General features: G+C 75.3%; 23 protein-coding genes. 11 read left to right on the top strand and 12 right to left on the bottom strand.

The window, feature by feature from the left end:
- Positions 1–8: 8 nt before the first annotated feature.
- Together ABZ793_RS05050 and ABZ793_RS05045 are read left to right on the top strand one after the other, a co-directional pair.
- Entirely contained in the window at positions 9–818 is an 810-nt protein-coding gene (locus tag ABZ793_RS05050; protein WP_357452074.1) for a helix-turn-helix transcriptional regulator, read from the top strand.
- Between the two features lie 152 nt (positions 819–970).
- Positions 971–1,558 carry a general stress protein gene (locus ABZ793_RS05045; protein WP_357452071.1) on the top strand — a complete coding sequence of 196 codons (588 nt, stop codon included), beginning with the start codon at positions 971–973 and terminating at the stop codon, positions 1,556–1,558.
- A gap of 66 nt (positions 1,559–1,624) precedes the next feature.
- On the opposite strand, the gene ABZ793_RS05040 is transcribed toward ABZ793_RS05045, so the two are convergent.
- Positions 1,625–2,158 carry a GNAT family N-acetyltransferase gene (locus tag ABZ793_RS05040; protein ID WP_357452068.1) on the bottom strand — a complete coding sequence of 178 codons (534 nt, stop codon included), beginning with the start codon at positions 2,156–2,158 and terminating at the stop codon, positions 1,625–1,627.
- 146 nt (positions 2,159–2,304) lie between these two features.
- Between ABZ793_RS05040 and ABZ793_RS05035 the strand changes: the two genes are divergently transcribed.
- A complete protein-coding gene (locus tag ABZ793_RS05035; RefSeq protein ID WP_357452065.1) occupies positions 2,305–2,787 on the top strand; it encodes a MarR family transcriptional regulator in 483 nt (160 codons plus the stop codon).
- A gap of 10 nt (positions 2,788–2,797) precedes the next feature.
- Positions 2,798–3,784, top strand: a complete 987-nt coding sequence (locus tag ABZ793_RS05030) for a pirin family protein (RefSeq protein WP_357452062.1) — start codon at positions 2,798–2,800, stop codon at positions 3,782–3,784.
- Between the two features lie 93 nt (positions 3,785–3,877).
- On the opposite strand, the gene ABZ793_RS05025 is transcribed toward ABZ793_RS05030, so the two are convergent.
- A complete protein-coding gene (locus tag ABZ793_RS05025; protein WP_350706359.1) occupies positions 3,878–4,006 on the bottom strand; it encodes a hypothetical protein in 129 nt (42 codons plus the stop codon).
- A 141-nt stretch (positions 4,007–4,147) separates the two neighbouring features.
- Here ABZ793_RS05025 and ABZ793_RS05020 point away from each other — a divergent pair, with 141 nt between their 5' ends.
- Complete coding sequence (locus ABZ793_RS05020; protein WP_357452059.1) at positions 4,148–5,737, top strand: phospholipase D-like domain-containing protein; 1,590 nt, start codon at positions 4,148–4,150, stop codon at positions 5,735–5,737.
- Between the two features lie 4 nt (positions 5,738–5,741).
- On the opposite strand, the gene ABZ793_RS05015 is transcribed toward ABZ793_RS05020, so the two are convergent.
- Positions 5,742–6,485, bottom strand: a complete 744-nt coding sequence (locus ABZ793_RS05015; RefSeq protein WP_357452056.1) for a hypothetical protein — start codon at positions 6,483–6,485, stop codon at positions 5,742–5,744.
- A gap of 372 nt (positions 6,486–6,857) precedes the next feature.
- Between ABZ793_RS05015 and ABZ793_RS05010 the strand changes: the two genes are divergently transcribed.
- Together ABZ793_RS05010 and ABZ793_RS05005 are read left to right on the top strand one after the other, a co-directional pair.
- Positions 6,858–7,685, top strand: coding sequence for a SigB/SigF/SigG family RNA polymerase sigma factor (locus ABZ793_RS05010; RefSeq protein ID WP_357452053.1), 828 nt, complete (start codon positions 6,858–6,860; stop codon positions 7,683–7,685).
- A gap of 181 nt (positions 7,686–7,866) precedes the next feature.
- Positions 7,867–10,545, top strand: coding sequence for an ATP-dependent helicase C-terminal domain-containing protein (locus ABZ793_RS05005; RefSeq protein WP_357452334.1), 2,679 nt, complete (start codon positions 7,867–7,869; stop codon positions 10,543–10,545).
- Positions 10,546–10,551: 6 nt separating this feature from the next.
- On the opposite strand, the gene ABZ793_RS05000 is transcribed toward ABZ793_RS05005, so the two are convergent.
- Positions 10,552–11,277 (bottom strand): PP2C family serine/threonine-protein phosphatase, encoded by a 726-nt coding sequence (locus ABZ793_RS05000; RefSeq protein WP_350706369.1) that lies wholly within the window; start codon positions 11,275–11,277, stop codon positions 10,552–10,554.
- A 175-nt stretch (positions 11,278–11,452) separates the two neighbouring features.
- Between ABZ793_RS05000 and ABZ793_RS04995 the strand changes: the two genes are divergently transcribed.
- Both ABZ793_RS04995 and ABZ793_RS04990 read left to right on the top strand, forming a co-directional pair.
- Complete coding sequence (locus tag ABZ793_RS04995; protein ID WP_357452049.1) at positions 11,453–12,412, top strand: hypothetical protein; 960 nt, start codon at positions 11,453–11,455, stop codon at positions 12,410–12,412.
- Between the two features lie 285 nt (positions 12,413–12,697).
- Positions 12,698–13,231 (top strand): GNAT family N-acetyltransferase, encoded by a 534-nt coding sequence (locus tag ABZ793_RS04990; RefSeq protein WP_357452046.1) that lies wholly within the window; start codon positions 12,698–12,700, stop codon positions 13,229–13,231.
- A gap of 12 nt (positions 13,232–13,243) precedes the next feature.
- On the opposite strand, the gene ABZ793_RS04985 is transcribed toward ABZ793_RS04990, so the two are convergent.
- The 5 genes from ABZ793_RS04985 to ABZ793_RS04965 all read right to left on the bottom strand — a co-directional run bounded on the left by ABZ793_RS04985 (position 13,244) and on the right by ABZ793_RS04965 (position 17,822).
- Positions 13,244–13,501 carry a UBP-type zinc finger domain-containing protein gene (locus ABZ793_RS04985; RefSeq protein WP_357452043.1) on the bottom strand — a complete coding sequence of 86 codons (258 nt, stop codon included), beginning with the start codon at positions 13,499–13,501 and terminating at the stop codon, positions 13,244–13,246.
- The gene (locus tag ABZ793_RS04980) at positions 13,498–15,072 is read right to left on the bottom strand and encodes a Na+/H+ antiporter (protein WP_357452040.1); all 1,575 of its coding nucleotides are present in this window, start codon (positions 15,070–15,072) and stop codon (positions 13,498–13,500) included. The genes ABZ793_RS04985 and ABZ793_RS04980 overlap by 4 nt, the downstream gene beginning before the upstream one ends.
- A 27-nt stretch (positions 15,073–15,099) precedes the next feature.
- Positions 15,100–16,065 carry a TIGR03885 family FMN-dependent LLM class oxidoreductase gene (locus ABZ793_RS04975; RefSeq protein ID WP_357452037.1) on the bottom strand — a complete coding sequence of 322 codons (966 nt, stop codon included), beginning with the start codon at positions 16,063–16,065 and terminating at the stop codon, positions 15,100–15,102.
- Between the two features lie 68 nt (positions 16,066–16,133).
- Entirely contained in the window at positions 16,134–17,546 is a 1,413-nt protein-coding gene (locus ABZ793_RS04970; protein ID WP_357452034.1) for an NADP-dependent succinic semialdehyde dehydrogenase, read from the bottom strand.
- Between the two features lie 12 nt (positions 17,547–17,558).
- On the bottom strand, positions 17,559–17,822 hold the full coding sequence (locus ABZ793_RS04965) for a DUF6343 family protein (RefSeq protein ID WP_350682876.1): 264 nt from the start codon (positions 17,820–17,822) through the stop codon (positions 17,559–17,561).
- A 158-nt stretch (positions 17,823–17,980) separates the two neighbouring features.
- Between ABZ793_RS04965 and ABZ793_RS04960 the strand changes: the two genes are divergently transcribed.
- Positions 17,981–18,592, top strand: a complete 612-nt coding sequence (locus ABZ793_RS04960) for an antibiotic biosynthesis monooxygenase (RefSeq protein ID WP_357452030.1) — start codon at positions 17,981–17,983, stop codon at positions 18,590–18,592.
- A 156-nt stretch (positions 18,593–18,748) separates the two neighbouring features.
- Positions 18,749–19,600 (top strand): GDSL-type esterase/lipase family protein, encoded by an 852-nt coding sequence (locus tag ABZ793_RS04955; RefSeq protein WP_357452027.1) that lies wholly within the window; start codon positions 18,749–18,751, stop codon positions 19,598–19,600.
- Between the two features lie 111 nt (positions 19,601–19,711).
- Here the strand turns inward: ABZ793_RS04955 and ABZ793_RS04950 are convergent, their stop codons facing one another.
- From ABZ793_RS04950 to ABZ793_RS04940, 3 genes are all read right to left on the bottom strand, one after another.
- Positions 19,712–20,479, bottom strand: a complete 768-nt coding sequence (locus ABZ793_RS04950) for an EcsC family protein (RefSeq protein ID WP_357452024.1) — start codon at positions 20,477–20,479, stop codon at positions 19,712–19,714.
- Between the two features lie 34 nt (positions 20,480–20,513).
- Positions 20,514–20,657 carry a hypothetical protein gene (locus tag ABZ793_RS04945; RefSeq protein ID WP_350706387.1) on the bottom strand — a complete coding sequence of 48 codons (144 nt, stop codon included), beginning with the start codon at positions 20,655–20,657 and terminating at the stop codon, positions 20,514–20,516.
- Positions 20,658–20,760: 103 nt separating this feature from the next.
- Entirely contained in the window at positions 20,761–21,471 is a 711-nt protein-coding gene (locus ABZ793_RS04940; protein WP_357452019.1) for a peptidase M23, read from the bottom strand.
- Positions 21,472–21,537 lie beyond the last annotated feature (66 nt).

Raw genomic sequence — 21,537 nt, 5'->3', positions numbered from 1 at the left:
ATCGGGACGTGGGCGCTGCCGCGGTGGTCGAGGGGCGGTCGGCGCCGGTGGGGGCGCTGCTGCGGCAGTGGCGGGAGCGGCGCGGGCTCAGCCAGCTCGCCCTCTCGGTCGAGGCGGAGATCTCCACCCGGCACCTCAGCTTCGTGGAGACCGGCCGCGCGACGCCGAGCCGGGAGATGGTGCTGCGGTTGGCCGAGCACCTCGACGTGCCGCTGCGGGACCGCAACCAGCTGCTGCTGTCCGCCGGGTACGCCCCGGTCTACTCCCACGCACCGCTGGACTCCCCCGAGCTGCGCCGGGTCCTCGACGCGGTACGCCGGGTCCTGCGCGCGCACGAGCCGTACCCGGCGGTCGCGGTGGACCGGCTCTGGAACCTGGTCGCCGGCAACGCCGCCCTGCCGCTGCTCACCGAGGGCGTCGCGCCGCACCTGCTCCGGCCGCCCGTCAACGCGCTGCGGCTGACCCTGCACCCCGAGGGCCTGGCCCCCCGGATCGTCAACCTCGCCGAGTGGCGCGACCACCTGCTCGGCCGGCTGCGCCGGCACCTGGGACTGACGGCCGACCCGGAGCTGACCGCGCTCCACGCGGAGCTGCGCGGCTACCCGGGCGGGTCTGCCGATCCGGACGCCGAACTGCCCCGCGCGGGTGACGTCGTGGTGCCCCTGCGGCTGCGCCGTCCCGGCGGCGAGCTCTCCTTCCTCAGCACCGTCTCGACCTTCGACACCCCCCTCGACGTGACGGTCGAGGAGCTGTCCATCGAGTCGTTCTTCCCGGCGGACGAGGCCACCTCGGCGTACCTGCGCGACGCCGGCCGCTGACCCCGTCCCGGCCGCCGGTGACCGCCGCGGCGGACCGGCCGGACGCGGCGTCCTGTCGAACCGGGCCGGTCCGACGGGTCCGGTCCGCGCCCCCGGCGGCGTTACCCGTGGACGGCGGCGGGAACCCGGGCGGTTGACGAAGGAGGAGGCTCATGAGCACACCGTCGAGTGGGACCTCGGGCTGGCGGCCCGGCATGCCTGGCGGCGACACCCTCCCGTCCGGTCCCGCCGGTCGGCCGGCCGCCCATGCCGGCGACGGGCACGGCCCGGAGATGGGCCCGCCCACCGTGACGATCGGCTCGTACCCGGACTATCCGTCCGCCCAGCGAGTGGTGGACTACCTCGCGGACAACCGCTTCCCGGTGGAGCACACCGCCATCGTCGGCACGAACCTCACCCTGGTCGAGACGGTGCTCGGCCGGCTGACCACCGGCCGGGCGGCGCTGCTGGGCGCCGGCACGGGCGCCTGGTTCGGGCTCTTCGTCGGGCTGCTGTTCGGCATCTTCACGGCGGGCAACAACTGGATCGCGATCATCCTGGTCGCGCTGGTGGTCGGCGCGATCTGGGGGGCGGTGTTCGGCGCGGTCACGCACGCGATGACCGGCGGGCAGCGCGACTTCACCTCCGCCAGCTCGCTGCGCGCCAGCCAGTACGCGGTCATCGTCGACGCGCAGTTCGCCGAGCAGGCTCGGCAACTGGTCGGCCGGATGCACCTCACCGCGTCGCCGCAGACCCGGTGACGGCCGGACCGGGCGGCGGGGTGGGTGGCCGCCGGGCCCGGTGGCGGGCGTGGCGCGGGGCGTCGTTCAGCGGTCGGTGGCGAGCCGGGCGTGCAGGTGCTCGTCGTAGCGGCGGCCGTCGCCGTAGCGGTAGGACTCGCGCAGCGTGCCCTCGGCGGGATAACCGGCCCGCTGGGCCACCCGGCAGGAGGCCGGGTTGGCCACGGCGTGGCACAGCTCGATCCGGTGCAGCCCGAGCGCCGCGAACGCCCACCCGGTGAGCCGGACGACGGTCCTGGAGGCGACGCCGCGACCGCGCGCCCCGTCCACCGTCCAGTAGCCGACGGAGGCGTTCCCGTCGTGGATCCGGAACAGCGACACCGAGCCGAGCAGCCTGGCGGGGTCGGCCGGGTCGGCGACCGCCAGGGAGACGTGGTCCCCGGCGGACCAGTCGGCCCGGCGACGCACCCACGCCAGCGCCGCCGCCCGGTCGACCGGCCCCGCCGGGGGGTTCCACTGGGCGATCGCCGGCTCGCGCAGCGCGGCGAGGACCGCCGGCGTGTCCTCCTCCCGCCACGGACGCAGCAGCAGGCCCGGGGCGGTCAGTTCGAGATGCTCCACGACGCCGGAGTCTGACACACCCGCGCACCCCGCCACTCGGGTTTCCCGGCGCCGTCTTTCAAACCTGGAGGATCCGTCCTGGACAGCGGCGGTAACCGCGCTCACACAGCACTAGTTAAATTTTGAAAGAGTGCTACTGTAGCGGCGTGACCGAGAGCTTGGACGCCCCCCGACTCGCCGCCTGGCGGGCCTACATCGAGGCCAGCCAACGGCTGTTCACGCGGCTCGAGGAGGATCTGCGCGCCGACAGCACGCTCAGCTTCGCCGACTACCACGTGCTCGTCCTGCTCTCCGAGGCGCCGGATCAGCGGCTGCGGATGGGCGAGCTGGCCGGGCGCCTGGTCTTCTCGCCGAGCCGCCTGACGTACCAGATCTCGTCGATGCAGCGGCGCGGCCTGGTCGCCCGGGAGCCCTGTCCCGAGGACCGCCGCGGCAGCGAGGCGGTGCTCACCGCCGCCGGGCTGCTGACCCTGCGCGAAGCCGCCCCGCACCACCTGAGGTCAGTGCGCGCCCACCTGATGGACGACCTCGACGACGCCGAGGTCGCCTGCCTCACCCGGATCTTCGAGCGGCTCGGCCGGCGCCTGCGCGCGGACCGCGACGCGTCGACCCCGCACCCCGACAACTGAGGAGCCTGCGATGCCCGCCATCACCGTCGACAACGTGCTCGTCCTGCCGCGCCTGCCCCGGCTCGACGAGTCCACCGCGTTCCGGCCGGTCCGCCGGCTGACCACCGCGCCGAGCGGCTACGAGGGCGAGGGCTTCCCGGTCCGCCGGGCCTTCGCCGGCGTGCCGGTGACCGAGCTGGACCCGTTCATCCACCTCGACCAGATGGGCGAGGTGGACTACGCGCCGGGCGAGCCGAAGGGCACCGCCTGGCACCCGCACCGCGGCTTCGAGACCGTGACCTACATGATCGACGGGATCATGGACCACCAGGACTCGCAGGGCGGCGGCGGCACCATCACCAACGGCGACACCCAGTGGATGACGGCCGGCAGCGGGCTGCTGCACATCGAGGCGCCGCCGGAACACCTCGTGACGAGCGGCGGGCTGTTCCACGGCACGCAGCTCTGGGTCAACCTGCCCCGGGTCGCCAAGATGAGCCCACCCCGCTACCAGGACATCCGCGGCAAGGAGGCGGCGCTGCTCACCACGCCGGACGGCGGCGCGCTGATCCGGGTGATCGCCGGCGAGGTCGCCGGGCACCGGGGCCCGGGCTCCACCCACACCCCGATCACCATCACCCACGTGACCGTGGAGCCGGGCGCCCGCGTCGACCTGCCGTGGCGGCCGGACTTCAACGCCCTGGTCTACGTGCTGGGCGGCCGCGGCACCGTCGGCACCGACGGGCGGCCGGTGCACACGGGTCAGCTCGCCGTGCACGGCCCGGGCGACGCGCTGACCTTCGCGGCGGACGCCCGCCAGGACAGCCACACCCCGGCGCTGGACCTCTACATCATGGGCGGCGAGCCGATCCGGGAGCCGGTGGCGCACTACGGCCCGTTCGTCATGAACACCCGCGACGAGCTGCTCAAGGCGGTCGAGGACTTCCAGGCCGGCCGGCTCGGCGTCGTCCCGGCCGAGCGGCTGCCGCACACCGACGGCCAGGCGCCCCGACCCTGAGCGCAGGCGCGGGCGGTGGCGCCTCCGGCGGACGACCGGAGGCGCCACCGGCGCGTCGGGAACAGTGTCGCCGCCGGACGGCGGCGCGTGGCGTCAGGAGACGGCGAAGATGCCGGCGACGCCCAGGATCACCATGAGCAACACCGCCACCAGCGCACCCCGTTCGCTCTCCACCGCCTGCTCGCGGTACTCGGGCACGGAGTTCGTCGTCTCGCCGGGCATGGTGCTGCCTCCTCGGTTGCTCGCGTCGTGTCGGGTGGCGTCGGGGGTCGGCCGACCGGTCGCCGGGGGCGCCGGCCGGGATGCGGACCCGCGACGGGGGTCCTACCGTGAGGACGTTGTCGACCTCGGGGGGCTGGAACGGTGGGACCGCGCAACTGGTTCCTCAGCGCACGGGAACGCGCCAACCCGGTGTCAGAGTTACCCGTTTGGACCAGCGGAAACCTTGCGGAGCCATTAATTCACGGTGCCGCGTACTTCGACCGGCTGGTCGACGAGGTATCGGCGCTGGAGGCGGGCGACCACCTCTTCTTCACCGACTGGCGGGGCGACCCGGACCAACTGCTGCGCCCCGACGGGCCGACCGTGGCCCAGCTCTTCGCGCAGGCCGCCCAGCGCGGCGTGGTGGTCAAGGGCCTGATCTGGCGCTCCCACCTCGACGCGCTGGCCTACAGCGAGGCGGAGAACCGCAACCTCAGCGAGACGATCTCCGCCGCCGGCGGCGAGGTGCTGCTCGACCAGCGGGTCCGCCGGGGCGGCTCGCACCACCAGAAGCTGGTGGTGCTGCGCCACCCGCGGGCGCCGGAGCGGGACGTCGCCTTCGCCGGCGGCATCGACCTGTGCCACAGCCGGCGGGACGACGCCGGCCACCGGGGCGATCGGCAGGTCGTGCAGATGTCCGCCCGGTACGGGCAGCACCCGCCCTGGCACGACGTGCAGCTTGCGGTGCGGGGGCCGGTGGTGGGCGCGCTGGACACCGCCTTCCGCGAACGGTGGACCGACCCGACGCCGCTGGACTCGGAGAACCCCCTGGCCTACCTGCGAGACCGGCTGCGCGGCTCGGACCTGCGCCCCGACCCGTTGCCGGACCAGCCGGCCGACCCGCCGCCCTGCGGCCCGCACCACGTCCAGGTGCTGCGCACCTACCCGGCGGTCCGCCCGCGCTACCCCTTCGCCCCGGACGGCGAGCGTACGGTGGCCCGCGGCTACACCAAGGCGGTCCGCCGGGCCCGCCGGCTGATCTACCTGGAGGACCAGTACCTGTGGTCCACGGAGGTGGCCGACCTGTTCGCCCGCGCGCTGCGGGACAGCCCCGACCTGCACCTGGTCGCGGTGGTCCCCCGCTATCCGGACGTGGACGGCCGGCTGGCGCTGCCGCCCAACTCCGTCGGCCGCGAGCAGGCGCTGTCGCTGTGCGAGCGGGCGGCCCCGGACCGGGTGCACGTCTTCGACCTGGAGAACCACGCCGGCACGCCGGTGTACGTGCACGCCAAGGTGTGCGTGGTCGACGACGTCTGGGCCAGCGTCGGCAGCGACAACTTCAACCGCCGGTCCTGGACCCACGACAGCGAGCTCTCCTGCGCGGTGCTGGACGACACCCGGGACGGGCGGGCGCCGACGGACCCGGGCGGCCTGGGCGACGGGGCCCGGGTCTTCGCCCGGGACCTGCGGCTGCGCCTGTGGCGCGAGCACCTGGACCGGGACCCCGAGGGCCGCGAGGACGCCGACCTGATCGACCCCGTCGACGCCGTGGCGGCGATCACCGCCGCCGCCGACGCGCTGCGGCGGTGGCACGACTCCGGGCGGGTCGGCCCCCGGCCGCCGGGCCGGTTGCTGCCGCACCGGCCGGAGCGGCTGCCCTGGTACACCCGCGCGTGGGCGCTGCCGGCGTACCGGCTGGTCTACGACCCCGACGGCCGGCCGCTGCGGGCGCGCCGGGCCGGCACCTGGTGAGGGGCTAGGCCGGCACGGAGACCGCGGCGGCCCGGGCGCGTACGGGCCCGGCGACCCGGGACGTGCCGTCGGTCTCCGGGGTGTAGACGGTCAGGCCGCCGGGGTAGGCGAACGAGGCGCGCGGGGAGTAGAAGCCGAAGCCGATCGTGAGCGGATTCTCCGGACGTAGCGCGTAGAGCGGGTGCCCCGGGTCCAGGAACTCCACCGAGTCGATCACGAACGGGTCGACCGGTTCGGCGACGAACGGGTACACGGCGCTGAGCAGCTCCCCGTCCCGGGCGGTGAAGTACCGGTGGTGGCCGCTGCTGATCGTCTGGCCCGTCTCACCGACCTGGCAGCGCGCGCGGATCAGCGGGGTGCCGGCGATCGCCGTCTCGGCGACCAGGTGTTCGCCCCGGCGCGCGATGCTCGTGCGGCCGACGACGGCGGGCGCGCCGCGCGCGGTGGCGTAGTCGCGGACCCGTTCGCTGGAGGTCACGTAGTGCGTCCACCAGCCGCCGAGACTGGCGCCGCCGGGGGCGTCGACGCCGGCCAGGCACACCCCGAGGTAGGTCAGCGAGTGGGCACCGAAGCCGGAGGTCTGGCTCTCGTCGTCGACGACGTACTGGTTGATGAAGACCTGCCGGTCCGGGCACGGGGTCAGCCCCGGGGGCACCAGCGCCGCGACCGCCTGCGGGTCCGCCGGCAGCCAGCTGAAGAACAGCGTGCGGCTGTTCACGACGAGCTGGGGAGCGACGGGGTCGAGCACGGCACCTCCGAAGGATGTAACCGCACGCTACGGCCGGTCCCGTACATAGGACAACGACGGAAAGCCGACATTGGCGGGCCGGTCATCCGCGCCCGCAGGACCGCCCGCCCGGCCGGCGTCGCCCGCCAGATGCCGATGCGTCGATGTCCGGCCGGCGACGCCTGACCGTACGCATCGCGTAAGCCGACTCACAATCCGAGGGGATTTTGCCCCTTCTGCGCCCCTGATGAGGGAAAATCACTTAAGTACATCGTACTTTCGGCTAGATTTCGTCGGACCGATCGGGCTAAGGTGACTTCCGAACGGACATCTGAAGCTAAACCAGAGCCTCACGTCTTTCTATCTGCGGACGAGGTGCAGGGAGGACCACCCATGACCGCGCCAACGATCAGCAAGCAGGCGACCACAGCGGCCCCGAGCACCACCGAGAAGCTCGACCCGCGGGCGCTCACCGACAGCGCCGCCGACCTGCTCAACGCGATGGCCGCGCTGCCGGCCAACCACCCGTCCCGCGCCGCCCTGCGCGACAAGGCGATCGAAGCCTGGCTGCCGCTCGCCAACCACCTCGCCCACCGCTACAGCGGTCGCGGCGAGCCCACCGACGACCTGGCCCAGACCGCCGCCGTCGGCCTCATCAAGGCGATCGACAAGTTCGACCCGTCGCGGGGCGTCGACTTCGCGGGCTACGCCATCCCGACCATCATCGGCGAGCTCAAGCGGCACTTCCGCGACCGCACCTGGGACATCCGGGTGCCGCGCCGCCTCCAGGAGCTGCGGCTGGCCATCTCCGACGCCAACAGCTCACTGCTGCAGACCCTCGGCCGCTCGCCGACGGTCGCCGACATCGCCGCCCACCTCAAGCTCACCGAGGAAGAGGTCCTGGAGGGCCTGGAGGGCGCGCGGGCCTACAACGCGGTCTCGCTCTCCACGCCCACCGGCGACGGTGACCGCGCGACGGAACTGGGCGACATGCTCGGCGGCGAGGACGGCGAGTTCGAACTGGCCGAGCTGCGGGTCGCCCTCGGCCCGGCGCTGGCCACCCTCGACGAGCGGGAGCAGAAGATCCTCACGCTGCGGTTCTACGGCAACCTGACGCAGTCGCAGATCGCCGAGCAGATCGGCGTCTCGCAGATGCACGTCTCCCGGCTGCTGGCCCGCGCGCTGACCAAGCTGCGGGGGCAGCTCGACGGCACCTACTAGGAAACGGTGGGCGAGGGCCGGGCCGGTGGGTCCGGCCCTCGCCGCGTCCGAACCCGTGGCACCGGCCGACGACCGGCGCGGGCCGGTCCCGGCGTTCCCGGCGCCGGCCTGGCGGGCCTTCGCCGCCGGCAGCCACGGGTACGCCCCGAGCGAGCCGCGGCCGGCGGTGCGAGACTGGGCCGTGCTCTCGGACGTGCCCCTCGACCTGCCCGTACGGCCGGTGCTGCCGGAACTGGTCGCGGCGCTGCGCGCCGCCGGCGCCGGGGTGCTGGTGGCCCCGCCGGGCACCGGCAAGACCACCCTCGCCCCGCTGGCCGTGGCCGACGAGGTGGCGGGCCGGGTGCTGGTCGCCCAGCCGCGCCGGGTGGCCGCCCGGGCGGCGGCACGCCGGATGGCCGCGCTGCTCGGTGAGCCCGTCGGCGAGCGGGTCGGGTACGCCGTGCGCGGCGAGCGCCGGTCCGGCTCGCGCACCCGGGTCGAGGTGGTCACCACCGGCCTGCTGGTCCGCCGCCTGCACCGTGACCCCGAGTTGGCCGGGGTGGGCGCGGTGCTGCTCGACGAGTGCCACGAGCGGCACCTCGACGCCGACCTGGCGCTCGCCTTCACGGTGGAGGCCCGGGCCGCGCTCCGCCCCGACCTGTGGCTGCTGGCGATGTCGGCGACCCCCGAGGCGGACCGGTTCGCCGCGCTGCTCGGCGGCGCGGGCGGTGCCGCGCCGGTCGTCCGGGCCTCCTCGGCCCTGCACCCGGTGACGCGGATCTGGGCGCCGCAGCCGCGGCCGGTGGCCGCGCCCGGTGCCGGCCCGGTCGACCGGGGCCTGCTCGACCACGTCGCGGCAACGGTGCGCCGGGCGCTGCGCGAGCACGCCGGGGACGTGCTGGTCTTCCTGCCCGGGGCCGGCGAGATCGCCGCCGTCGCGGCCCGGCTGGCCGACCTGCGCGACACCGTCGCCGTGCTCCCGCTGCACGGCCGGCAGCGCGCCGCCGACCAGGACGCGGCGCTGCGGCCGGCCGACCGGCGGCGGGTGGTGCTGGCGACCTCGGTGGCGGAGAGCAGCCTGACGGTGCCGGGGGTCCGGGTGGTGGTGGACGCCGGGTTGTCCCGGGTGGCCCGGATGGACCTGGCCCGGGGCCTGGGCGCGCTGGTCACCGTGCCGGTGTCCCGGGCGGCGGCGACCCAGCGGGCCGGCCGGGCCGGCCGGGAGGCGCCCGGGCACGTCTACCGCTGCTGGTCGGCGGCCACCCACGAGCGGCTGGCCGCGCAACCGGAGCCGGCGATCGCCACCGCCGACCTGACCGGATTCGCCCTGGAACTCGCCGCTTGGGGCTCGCCCGACGGCGCCGGGCTGGCCCTGCCGGACCCGCCCCCGGCCGCGGGGATGACGGTGGCCCGGGACGCCCTCACCACCCTCGGCGCGGTCGACGCGCAGGGCCGGATCACCGACCGGGGCCGGGCGATCGCCGCCGTCGGGGCGCATCCCCGGCTGGCCCGGGCGCTGCTGGACGGGGCCGCCCGGGTGGGCGCGGACCGGGCGGCCGAGGTCGTGGCGCTGCTCGCGGAGGACACCGTCGCCGGGCCGGGCGACGACCTGACCGCCGCGTGGCGCCGGCTGCGCGCGGGCGCGGACCCGGGCGCCACGGCCCGCTGGCGGGCGGAGGTACGCCGCCTGCGCGCCGCCCTGCCCCCGGCCCCCTCGGGACCGGCGCCGGCGGCCGGCACCGACCCGGCCCGCCCGACCCACCGCCCCGACGCGGTAACGGCCGGAGGCACCGGTCGGGCCCGCCCGACCCACCGCCCCGAAGCGGCGAAGGCCGGAGACACCGGCCGGGCGCAGCCGGCCGACGACCTCGGCCCGACCGGGAACCCCGGCCAGGACCACCTGACCGACGACCTCGCCGCCGGGCTGCTGGTCGGGCTGGCCCACCCCGAGCGGCTGTCCCGGGCGCGGCGGCCGGGCGGCTCGGCGTACCTGATGAGCGGCGGGACCGCGGCGGAGCTGGCGCCCGGGTCGGGGCTGGCGGGCGCCGCGTGGCTGGCGGTGGCGGTGGCGGACCGCTCCCCCGGCGCGCCGGCCGCCCGGGTGCGGCTGGCGACCCCGCTCGACGAGGCGACCGCCCGGGAGGCGGGCGGGCCGCTGCTGCGCGCCGAGCGGGAGGTCGGCTGGTCCGGCGAGGACGTGGTGGCGCGTGAGGTGGTGCGGCTGGGCGCCATCGAGCTGGCCGAGCGGCCGGTCCGGCCCGGGGCGGAGGAGGTGGCGGCGGCCCTGCTGACGGGCCTGCGCCGCACCGGTCTCGGGCTGCTGAGCTGGACCCCGGCGGCGCGGGCGCTGCGCGGGCGGCTGGCGTTCTGCCGGCACGCGCTCGGCGGCGACTGGCCCGACGTGGGCGACGAGGCGCTGCTCGCCGACGCGCCGGCCTGGCTCGGCCCGGAGCTGGCCGCCGCCCGCCGCCGGGCCGACCTGGCCCGGGTCGACGTGGCGGGCGCGCTGCGCCGGTTGCTGCCGTGGGCGCTGGCGGCCCGGCTCGACGAGGTGGCGCCGGAGCGGATCACCGTGCCGAGCGGTTCCCGGATCCGGCTCGACTACGCCGACCCGGCGGCGCCGGTCCTCGCGGTGAAGCTCCAGGAGACGTTCGGCTGGCGGGACGCGCCGCGGATCGCCGACGGCCGGGTGCCCGTGCTGCTGCACCTGCTCTCGCCGGCGGGGCGGCCGGTGGCGGTCACCGCCGACCTGGCGTCGTTCTGGCGCACCGGCTATCCGCAGGTGCGGGCGGAGCTGCGCGGCCGTTACCCGCGCCACCCGTGGCCGGAGGACCCGACCACGGCGGCGCCCACCCGGCACGCCACCCCGCGCCGCCGCTGAGCCGGGCTACTCCTCCACCACATCGGCGATGACCACCGTGACGTTGTCCGGCCCGCCGGCGCGCAGCGCCAGGTCGATCAACCTGCGGGCGCACTCCGCGCGGTCCGGGTGCTCGGCGAGCACCTCGGCGAGCGTGTCGGGGCGGACCACGTTGGACAGGCCGTCGCTGCACAGCAACCAGCGGTCGCCGGGCCAGGGCACCATCGTCGCGTACGCCGGGGAGACCTCGTCGCCCTGCAAGGCCTGGGTGACCACGGCCCGGCGGGGGTGGCTGCTGGCCTGGTCGGGGGTGATCACCCCCTGGTCGACGAGCATCTGCACGAACGTGTCGTCCCGGGTGATCTGCTTGAGCACCCCTTCCCGGAACAGGTAGGCACGGGAGTCGCCGACGTGGGCGAGGGCCAGGCAGCTGCCCGTCCGGGCGAAGAGCAGGGCGGTCAGGGTGGTGCCCATGCCCTGTCGCTCCGGGTCCTCGGCGACCGCCTGGCGGATCCGCGCGGTGGCCAGCTCGATGCCGCTCTGCAGCGCGGCCACCAGCGCGTCCTCCGGGGTCTCCACGTCCAGCGGAGCGACCGCCTCGATGGCGATCGCGCTGGCCAGGTCGCCGGCCGCCATCCCGCCCATGCCGTCGGCGACGGCGACGAGCCAGGGGCCGGCGTGCAGGGCGTCCTGGTTCCCACTGCGGATCAGCCCACGGTCGCTCGTTCCCACGGAACGCAGCTTCAGGGTCATGGGTGGCAGCCTGCCAGGCCGAGGGCGCAGTTGTCTCTAGGAGATCAGCACCTCGGCGCGTCGCGCGGCGAATCTCACTGTCGCGCGCCGCCGCACCGACGGAAGGCCACCGCGTCCCGGACGCCGCCGAGGATATCGGTGGACCGGGCCCGGGGCGTACGAGATGGTGGCCGGCATGGACGACGCGGAGCGGCGGGTGTGGGGGCGGCTGCCGGACGGCGTCCGCGCCGCGCTGGCCCGCCTGGCCCCGGCGGACCTGCGCACGCTGCTGCTGGCGGTGGCCCGGGACCGGGCCGCTGCGGCACGCCCGGCGGACCTGGTCCGCCGCTGGCGGACGGACCGGTTCACCCGGCCGGCGGCGGTCGACCCGCGGGTGCTGTCCGGGGTCGAGGCCCGCCTGTGGGACCTGCTGCCCGCCGACGTCGCGGGCGTCGACCTCTCCCCCGTCGCGCCGCTCGGGACGTGCGCCGCGGTCGCGCCGGTGAGCCAGAACCGGATCGTCACCACCCTGCGGCTCACCGAGGTGCTGAGCGATCCCACCAACGCCCTCGCGGTCGAGGCCGCGGTGCGCCGCCGGGAACAGCCCGCCGACGGCACGGTGCACCTGGCCGCCTGCCACCGGGTGCTGCGGGCGCAGGACTTCGGGCCGGGATTCTCGGCGCACTTCCGGCTCTTCGCGCTGGTCTCGAGCGCCCGTGACAGCGGGTCGGGCAGCACCCAGGCGCGGCTGCTCACGCTGCACCTGGCGTACTGGCGGACAGTGCTCGCCACCCTGGTGCCGCAGGCGTCGGCGCGGCTACGCCTGACGGTCCTCGACAGCCCGGTCGTCGGCGAGCGGATCGCGGACACCGTCCGGCCGGCGCTCGGCCCGTCCACCGTGCCGCTGGTGGACGAGCCGGAGCGCCGGCGCGGCCGGGGCTACTACGTGGACGCCGCGCTGCGGATCACCGCGGGCGACGGCGGGAACGAGGTCGAGCTCGGCGACGGCGGCTTCACGGACTGGACCGCCCAGCTTGCCGGCGACCGCAAGGAACGCTGCCTGGTCTCCTGTCTGGCCACCGAGCGGCTCGCCGCGCTGGCCGGCGGCCCCGAAGCCCCGGCCGGGGCCGACGCCCCCGCCGCCCGGCGGCCCTGACGCCCCTTAGCGGCAGACCCGCCGGGCCGGGCGGCGCCGGGCCGGGCCGGGCCGGGCTGCATCGGACCGGGCAGTGCCGGTCCGGGGCAGGTGATACGGGACTGTCGAGCTGCCCGCACAGACGGGGCAGGGGTGGGCACGGTTGGTCCCATGGCTGGGGCAGCTCGACAGCGGTCGCCGGGCGGCTGCGGAGGGGCGGTGGTCGCGGACTGGCGCAACCGGGCCGCCACTCGACGCACGACCGCGGCAGCAATCGACGCCCACCGCTGTAGCACGATGCCCACCATGACCGAGCAGCGGAGCCTCACCCTGCGTCCCGGCGGCCCCGCCGACGCGCCCGCCGTGCTGCGGCTGCTCGACGACGCGACCGCCTGGCTGGTGGCGCGGGGGCGCACCGGCCAGTGGGGCACCGAGCCGGCGTCGACCGATCCGCGGCGGATCGCGCAGGCCGACGCCTGGGCGGCGGGCGGCGGGCTGTGGCTGGCGATGCTCGGCGACCGGCCGGTCGGGGCGTTGGTGGTGGGCGCGGCGACGGACTACGTGCCGCCGGCCACCGAGCCCGAGTTGTACGTCAACCTGCTGGTCACCGACCGGGCGCACAGCGGTTCGGGGATCGGCGGCCGGCTTCTCGCCCATGCCGCGGAGCTGGCCCGGGGGCACGGGCTCAGCCTGCTCCGGGTCGACTGCTACGCGGGCGGGGACGGCGCGCTGGTCCGCTGGTACGAGCGGCAGGGCTTCACCCCCACCGAACCGTTCACGGTCGAGCGCCCGGGCCGCGACCCGTGGCCCGGGCAGGTCCTCGCCCGCCGCCTGCCCTGACTCCGGGCGGGCTCAGCCGATCTCCTCGTCCACGAAGCACCAGCGCCAGGTCTCCCCCGGCTGGATCGACCGCATGACCGGGTGCGCGGTGGCGGCGAAGTGCGCCGAGGCGTGCTGGTACGGCGAGGAGTCGCAGCACCCGACGTGCCCGCAGGTGAGGCAGGAGCGCAGGTGCACCCAGTACTCGTTGCCGATGGCCACGCACTCCGGACAGACGTCGGTGGTCTCCGGCACGGCGGCGCCCGCCCCGGTCAGGTGCTGACAACTCACTCCGCGACCTCCCGCCGCAGCAACGACTCTTCCAGGTCCAGTTCCCGGTAGGCGCGCACCAGCACCTCCTCGGGGATGCGGCCGGAGTCCCGGGCGTCCCGGAACACCTCCCGCTCCGCGTCGATCATCTCCTGCCGCAGCCGACCGTACGCCTGGGACGGCGTCTCCCGCGCGGTGCCGCCGAGGCGCTCCCAGGCCAGGTTGGTGCGCTCGTCCAGCGCCCGGCGCAGCCGCTCCACCACGGGCGCGGGGGCGGTGTCGGCGAGCGCGTCGAGGCGCTCCCGTGCCGCGCGGCTGGCCTGCTGCTGCACGCCCGCGGCCGAGAGCGCGTCCTGCACCGGGTCGTCGGGCGGCAGCTGCATCCGGCGAGCCACCAGCGGCAGGGTGGCGCCCTGGCCGACCAGGGTCACCACGATCACCGCGAAGGCCAGCCAGATGAACAGCGCGCGCGGGTAGGACCGGCCGTCGGCGAGGGTGAGCGGCAGGGCGAGGGCGGCGGCCAGGGTGACCACGCCGCGCATGCCGGCCCATCCGAGCACGATCGGGTAGCGCGGCGACGGCGGGGACTCCCGGCGACGGATCCTGGGCACCAGCCGGGCCAGGTAGGTGGCCGGGAAGAGCCAGACGAACCGGGTCAGGAAGACGGCGAGCAGCACCGCCGCGGTGATCGCGACCAGGAATCCGGCCGGCTCGTCGAGTTCCCGGAGCACCTCCGGCAGTTGGAGGCCGACCAGCAGGAAGACCAGGCCCTCCAGCAGGAACCGGGTCAACCGCCAGAACGCGCCGACCTGGAGTCGGGACGCGGCCGACATCAGCCGGGGCAGCCGGTGCCCGAGCGCCAGTCCCGTGACCACCACCGCGACCACCGCGGAGGCGTGGATCTCCTCGGCGGCGAAGGCGACCGCGAACGGGATGATCAGCGACAGCGCGTTGTCCAGCAGCGGATCGGTGATGTGCCGGTGCAGGAAGCCGAAGACGACCGCGCCGAGCACGCCGACCACGATGCCGCCGCCGGTGGCCGTGACGACCTCCACGGCCACCTCTGTGACGCCGACGGCGGCACCGATGCTGGCCAGGGTGGCGACCCGCAGCAGCACCAGCGCCGTCGCGTCGTTGAGCAGGCTCTCCCCCTCCAGGATCGTCACGACCCGTCGGGGCAGCCCGATGCGTCGGGCTACCGCGGTGGCGGCGACCGCGTCGGGCGGTGCCACCACCGCGCCGAGGGCCAGGCAGACCGCGAACGGCACCGCCGGCAGCATCAGGTGTACGACGAGGCCGACCGCGAACGCGGTGAACAGCACCAGCCCGACGGCGAGCAGCAGGATCGGCCGCAGGTTGAGCCGGAACGCCGGCACCGAGGTCTCGAGTGCGGCGACGTAGAGCAGGGGCGGCAGGATGCCCACGAGCACCAGTTCGGGGTCGAGCCGCACCTGCGGGAAGCCCGGCACGAAGGCGAGGGCGAGGCCGAGCACCACGAGCAGGATCGGCGCGAGCAGCCCGAGCTTCCGGGCCAGGGCCGCACCCAGCGTCGCGATCGCGAGGAAGACGACGACGTCGAACAGAGCTTCCATGACGTACGAGCCTAGGGCGCGCTCCGCTCACCCGACGCCGCGCAGCTTCGGCAGCACCTCCGCCCCGAACGTGTCGATGAAGGCCCGCTGTTCCTGCCCGACGTGGTGCAGGGCGACCTGGTCGAAGCCGAGGTCCAGGTACTCCTCCAGCCAGCCGACGTGCCGGCCCAGGTCGGCGGAGACGTTGACGACCTCGCGGACCCGCTCCATCGGCACCTGCTCCGACACCACGTCGAAGTGCTCCGCCGTGTCCAGGTCCCAGCAGACCGGCGGCGCGAAGACGTTGCCGCGCCACTGGTCGTACGCGAGCCGCTCGGCCTCGGCCTGCTCCCGCGCCCAGCTCAGGTGCACCTGCAGGTGCAGCGGCCCGCGCCCGCCGGCACCCCGGTACGCCTCGATCATCTGCCGCAGGTGCGCGGTCGGCGCGTTCACGGTGATCAGCCCGTCCGCCCACTCGGCGCACCAGCGGGCGGTGGCCACGCTGACCGCCGCGCCGATCAGCGCCGGCGGCTGCTCCGGCCGGGTCCACAGCTTCGCCCGGTCGACCCGGACCAGGCCGTCGTGGCTGACCTCCTCGCCGGCCAGCAGCGCGCGGATCACGTCCACGCACTCCCGCAGCCGCGCGTTGCGGACGTCCTTGCGCGGCCAGCCGTCGCCGGTGATGTGCTCGTTGCTCGCCTCGCCGGTGCCCAACGCCGCCCAGAACCGGCCCGGGTACATCGCCGCGAGGGTGCCGATCGCCTGCGCGATGATCGCCGGGTGGTAGCGCTGGCCGGGCGCGTTGACCACGCCGAAGGGCAGGTTGGTGGCCTGGAGGGCCGCGCCGAGCCAGGACCAGGCGAAGCCGGACTGGCCCTGCCGCTCGCTCCAGGGCGAGAAGTGGTCCGAGGACATGGCGGCGTCGAAGCCGGCCCGCTCGGCGTGGACCACCGCGTCCAGCAGGGCGCGGGGATGGATCTGCTCGTGGGACGCGTGGAAGCCGAACACCGTCATGGCGTCCCTCCGTACCCATGACGGTGTCCGGCTAAAGCTGCCCCCCGCCCGGCCGCGCCCGGGCGCTGCTACTCGGCGTGCGCGCCCGCGCCGGCCGTGGCGGCCCCCTCGCCCACCCAGACGGTCTTGGTGTTGCAGAACTCGCGCATGCCCAGCGCGGAGAGCTCCCGGCCGTAGCCGGAGTTCTTCACCCCGCCGAAGGGCAGTTCCGGATAGGACGTGGTCATCCCGTTGACGAACACGTTGCCGGCGTCCAGGTCGGTGGCGAAGCGCTCCTGCTCTTCGGGGTCGCGGGTCCAGGCGTTCGACCCGAGTCCGAAGGCGGTGCCGTTGGCCACCTCGATCGCCTCGTCGTACGACGACACGCGGTAGAGGCCGGCGACGGGCCCGAAGACCTCCTCGGACCACATCCGCATCTCCGGCCTCAGGTCGGTCACCACGGTCGGCGGGTAGAACCAGCCGGGGCCGGTGGGCGGCTCGCCGCCGCAGAGCACCGTGGCACCCCTGTCGACCGCGTCCCGCACCTGGGCGTGGATCTCGTCGCGCCCGCCCTCGCTGGCCAGCGGGCCGACGTCGGTGTCGGGGTCCATCGGGTCCCCGACCCGCAGGGCCGACATGTGCGCGGCGAACTTCTCGGCGAAGGCGTCGAACACGTCGGCGTGCACGATGAACCGCTTGGCGGCGATGCAGGACTGGCCGTTGTTCTGGCAGCGGGCGGTGGTCGCCACCTCGGCGGCCCGGTCGAGGTCCGCCGAGGGCATCACCACGAACGGGTCGCTCCCACCCAGCTCCAGCACCGTCTTCTTCAGCTCCCGGCCGGCGATCTGGGCGATCGAGCGGCCGGCGCCCTCGCTGCCGGTCAGCGTCGCCGCGCGTACGCGGGGGTCGCTGAGCACCCGGTCGACCTCGGCCGAGCCGACCAGCAGCGTGGTGAACGCCCCCTCCGGGAAGCCGGCACGGCGGAAGAGGTCCTCCAGCAGCAGCGCGGTCTGCGGCACGTTGGAGGCGTGCTTGAGCAGGCCGGTGTTGCCGGCCATCAGCGCCGGCGCGGCGAAGCGCATCACCTGCCAGAGCGGGAAGTTCCAGGGCATCACCGCGAGCACCGGCCCGATCGGCTGGTAGCGGACGAACGCCCGGGTGGCCTTGACCGCCGCCGCGTCGGCGGGCTCGTCGGCGAGGAACTCGGCGGCCTTCGCCGCGTAGAAGCGGCAGGCGGTGGCGCACTTGGTGACCTCGGCCTTGGCCGCCGCGTACGTCTTGCCCATCTCGGTGGTCATGAGCCGGGCGGTCTCGTCGCGTTCGGCCTCCAGCAGGTCGGCCGCCGCGGTCAGCCACCGCTCGCGCTGCGCGATCGTGGTGCCCCGCAGCTGGCGGTACGCCAGGTCGGCGCGCTCGATGGCGGCGTCGATCTGTTCGGCCGACATCGGGTCGTAGCTCTTGAGCACCTGTCCCGTGGCGGGGTTGGTGGTCGCGATGGGCATCTCGTACTCCTGTCACTCGAAGAGTGAGTGGCGGGCGCCCGGCTCCTCCCGGCGGCGGGCGGCACGGCGGCGCTGGATGATGATCAGGTCGACCACGGCGACCACCGCGAAGACCACGCAGAGGACCCCCAGCCACACCAGGTCGGCACGGAACGCCAGCACCGCGAACACGGCCATGGTGACCAGCCCGAACCCGGCGAGCAGGAGCCGCATGTTCAGCGCGCTGTAGGCGTGGCCGACCGTGCCACGGGCGCGCCGGGGCTGCGATCTCGTCATTGCACGGACCTACCCCCGATCGGCCGGCTTAACCCGCTCCGCGGCCACCCCGGCCCCCGCCGCGGGCCGCGTGGGCCGCGTCACGCCGCCGGTAAGGTGCGTTACACCCGGGCGCCATGAGCCGCCGGATCCGGCCCGGGCCGGGGAGGATGGTCGGCATGACCATGACCCACGCCCTGCCGGTGACCGTCGCCGTCGCGCGGCGCACCGATCCCGCCCGGACCAGCGAGATGGTGGCCTGGATGCGGGCCGGCACGGCGCTGGCCGAAGCGTTCCCGGGGTTCCTCGGGTCGGGCTGGGTACGCAGCGCGCCCGGCTCCGGCGAGTGGCACATCATCTACCGCTTCGCCGACCACGAGACGCTGCGCCGGTGGGAGGAGTCGCCGCAGCGGCACTGGTGGCTGTCCTCGGCGCAGGGCATCGTGGAGCACACCCGGGTGGAGCGGCGCACCGGGATCGAGGGCTGGTTCGACCCGCCGCGGGAGCACGTCGTCGAGACGGTGCCGGTCAGCGCCGATCCCACCGTGCCGCCGCCGTCCCCGCCACGCTGGAAGCAGGCCGTGACGATCTGGTTGGCCTTCTTCCCGCTCAGCCTCACCGCGACGCTGCTGACCAGCCGGCTCCTCCCCGACGTGCCCCTGGCCGCCCGGGTGCTGCTGATGACCCTCACGCTGACCCCGCTGATGACCTACCTGGTGCTGCCCCGGATCACGGCGTCCCTGCACTGGTGGCTGCACGGGCAGCGGCCGCCGTGGCGCCCGGCCCGCTGACCCCCCGTCGCCTGCCCCGCAGGCGGGCTGCCAATAGCAGGTCGAGGCGCGGCGGTACAGGGTTGTGCCGCATAGCCGACAGCAGCGGGTGACCGCACCCCGACCCGTGCGTACAGTTACCGCGCTGTTGCTCTCCGCTGCGGGACTGGGGAAGAGATGCCTCGACGCTGGGTCACCGCCGTCGCCTGTCTGCTGGCACTGGTCGCCCTCGCCTGCGAGGGCGGCGGGGACCCCGGCTCCCGCCCGCCGCGCGGGACGCCGTCGCCGGGCGGGTCCGGCGGCATCGCGGCGCTCGGCGACTCGATCAGCACCGGCTTCGGCTCCTGCCTGGTGCTGACCTCATGCCAGCGCAACTCGTGGTCCACCGGGGACGGGCTGCGCGTGGACAGCCTCTACCGCCGACTGCTCGACCGCACCCCCGCCATCCGCGGCCGGGCCTACAACCACGCCCGCCCGGGAGCGCGCGCGGCGTCGCTGGAGGGACAGGCCCAGCAGGCGGTACGCGACCGCGTCGACCACGTGACCGTGCTGATCGGGGCCAACGACGTGTGCCGGGGCGGCATCGAGGCGATGACACCCGTGACGCGGTTCCGCGCGGAGGTGGACCGGGGCCTGCGGGTGCTGCGGCAGGGCCGGCCGAAGGCACGGGTGCTGGTGGTGAGCATCCCGGACCTGTACCGGCTCTGGGAGGTCGGGCACACCGACGCCCGGGCGGTCCGCGCCTGGAAGCGGGGCGTCTGCCCGGCGCTGCTGGCCGACCCGGCCTCGACGGACCCGCTGGACCGGGCCCGCCGGGCGGCCGTCCGGGAGCGGATCGACGACTACAACGCCCAGCTCGCCGCCGCCTGCAAGGCGTACGGCTCACGCTGCCGCTACGACGGCGGGGCGGTGCACCGGGTGCGGTTCGACCTGGATCTCGTCAACCCGCTGGACTGGTTCCACCCCAACGCCGCCGGCCAGGACCGCCTGGCCGACGTGGCCTGGCGCGCCTCAGGCCTCGCCTCCTGACCGGCCCGGACCGGCCGTCACCGGCACGGACCGGTCGTCACGGGCACGGACCGGCCGTCACCGGCACGGACCGGCCGGGAAGCCGGCACGGGCGGGGAACCGACCCAGGGATCAGGGTCGGCGGGGTTCGGGGACGGCGCGGGTGCCGTAGTGGCGGTAGAGGGCGCGGGAACGGGCGGCCAGGTCCTTGGTGGCCGACGAGTTCGCCCAGGTGCCGAGGATGATCGCCGCCCCGGGCACCACCTTGGCGAAGAGCCGCTTCGCCGCGCGCACCCCGGCCATCTGGGCCAGGCGTACGCCCAGGCGCAGCATCACCTTCCCGAGCGGGTTCTGCCCGCCGCTGCCGAACAGGGCGCCGGCGCGCTCCCGCCCGGCGGCCACCCCGAGCGCGAGCCGGGCGCTCTCGGCCACCTTGTGCACCTTCTGCAGCACGAGCAGGTCGGTGGCCCGGTCGGGGTGCAGCGGGTCGACGCCGTACGCGGCGGCGACGTGCAGCACCATCCGAGCCTGGGTCCAGGCCAGCACGCCCACGTCGATCACGGCACCGGGCAGCCCGGCCGCCCCGGAGACGGCGCCGGAGAGCCGGGCATGGTTGACGAACTTGCGTACGGCCTGCTCCGCCAGGGCCTCGACGGAGGCCCCGGGCTGCTCGGCCCGGGCCCGCGCGGCCCACTGCGCCGCCTCCGGCCCCAGCCGGCGCACGGCCTCCAGGGCGAGGTGCTCCGGGGCGTACTGCGGATCCTCCCGCATCCGGTCCCAGAGCTTGAGCGGCGGCGCCTCCGGGACCTCCTGCGGAGGCGCCGGCACCACCGCCGGCGGCTGGGGCGCTCCCGCGGCGGGCTGGGTGGGCTGGCCGTCGACGGGCGCGGAATCGGTCACGGGTTCTCCCGGGGGTCGGAGAGGTCGTCTGGGGTCAGCGGCGGTTCTGGAGCTTGGCGGCGAGGCCCTTCAGCTTCTGCTGGGTGCCGGGCTTGGCCAGCTCGCGCCGGCCACGGTCGATCAGTTGCTGGCCCTTCGGCGAGCGCAGGAAGGTGCTGATCCGCTGCATCAGAGACATGTCGTCCTCCTGTCGGTGGTGCCTCTTCCATGTGTACCCCGGAACGACAACATCCGTACCCCGGACACCCGAACCGCAACCGTCCACTGTGGTCGGCGGAAGACTACTGGCCGGCCTCCAGGATCGCCTCCACGACCTCCGCGGCCCGCCACTCGTGCTTGGCGTAGTGCTCCGGGTAGGCCGAGATCTGCACCGCCTGGGCGGCGTCGGTCAGGCGCATCTGCCGCCAGCCGGGCACCTGCGCCAGCGCGGCGAGGAACTGCCGGGTGGCGAACTCCGGATCCATCAGCTGCCCCACCTCGCCCCACCCGCTGCTGGAGCGCTGCTGGAACAGCCCGACCGAGTCGTGGTCCCAACCGATGCCCTGGTGGGGGTAGTTCCGGGACTCGGGGAGCACCCCGCTGGCGACGTTGTAGAGGTTGCTCTCCCGCATCGCGGTGGCGACCGCGATGACGAACGCGCGCCGGGGCATGTCCATCTTCCGCCCCGTCCGCACGATCACCTCGGCGTTCTCCATCTGGGCGTTGTCGAGACCGGCCACGGGCGCGGGGTCGACGGGCCTGCGCTTGGTCTTCTTCGGGGCGGGGCTGGCGGTGTCCGGGTCGGCGGCGGGGGTGGAGGCGGGGGCGCGTTCCAGGCTGCGGGAGGCAGCGTCCGCCTCGGCGCGCTCCGCGAGCGCGGAGGGGGCGGCGACGGGGGCCGGGTCGGCGGCGGAGTCGTCCCGGGCGCCCTGGGCGACGGCGGCCAGGGCGAGGCAGCACAGCACGCCGGCGGCGAGGGCGACCCGGGCCCGGGCCGGTGCGGGCAGCAGCATCCGGGCGTACGTCCCGACGGAACGGAGGCCAGCCGGCCGATCGTGCGAGGGGTACCGTCCGAACGG

Origin of the sequence: Micromonospora sp. NPDC047465, assembly GCF_040643125.1 — a bacterium.
Lineage (GTDB): Bacteria > Actinomycetota > Actinomycetes > Mycobacteriales > Micromonosporaceae > Micromonospora.
This window is presented reverse-complemented; position numbering and strand designations above follow the sequence as displayed.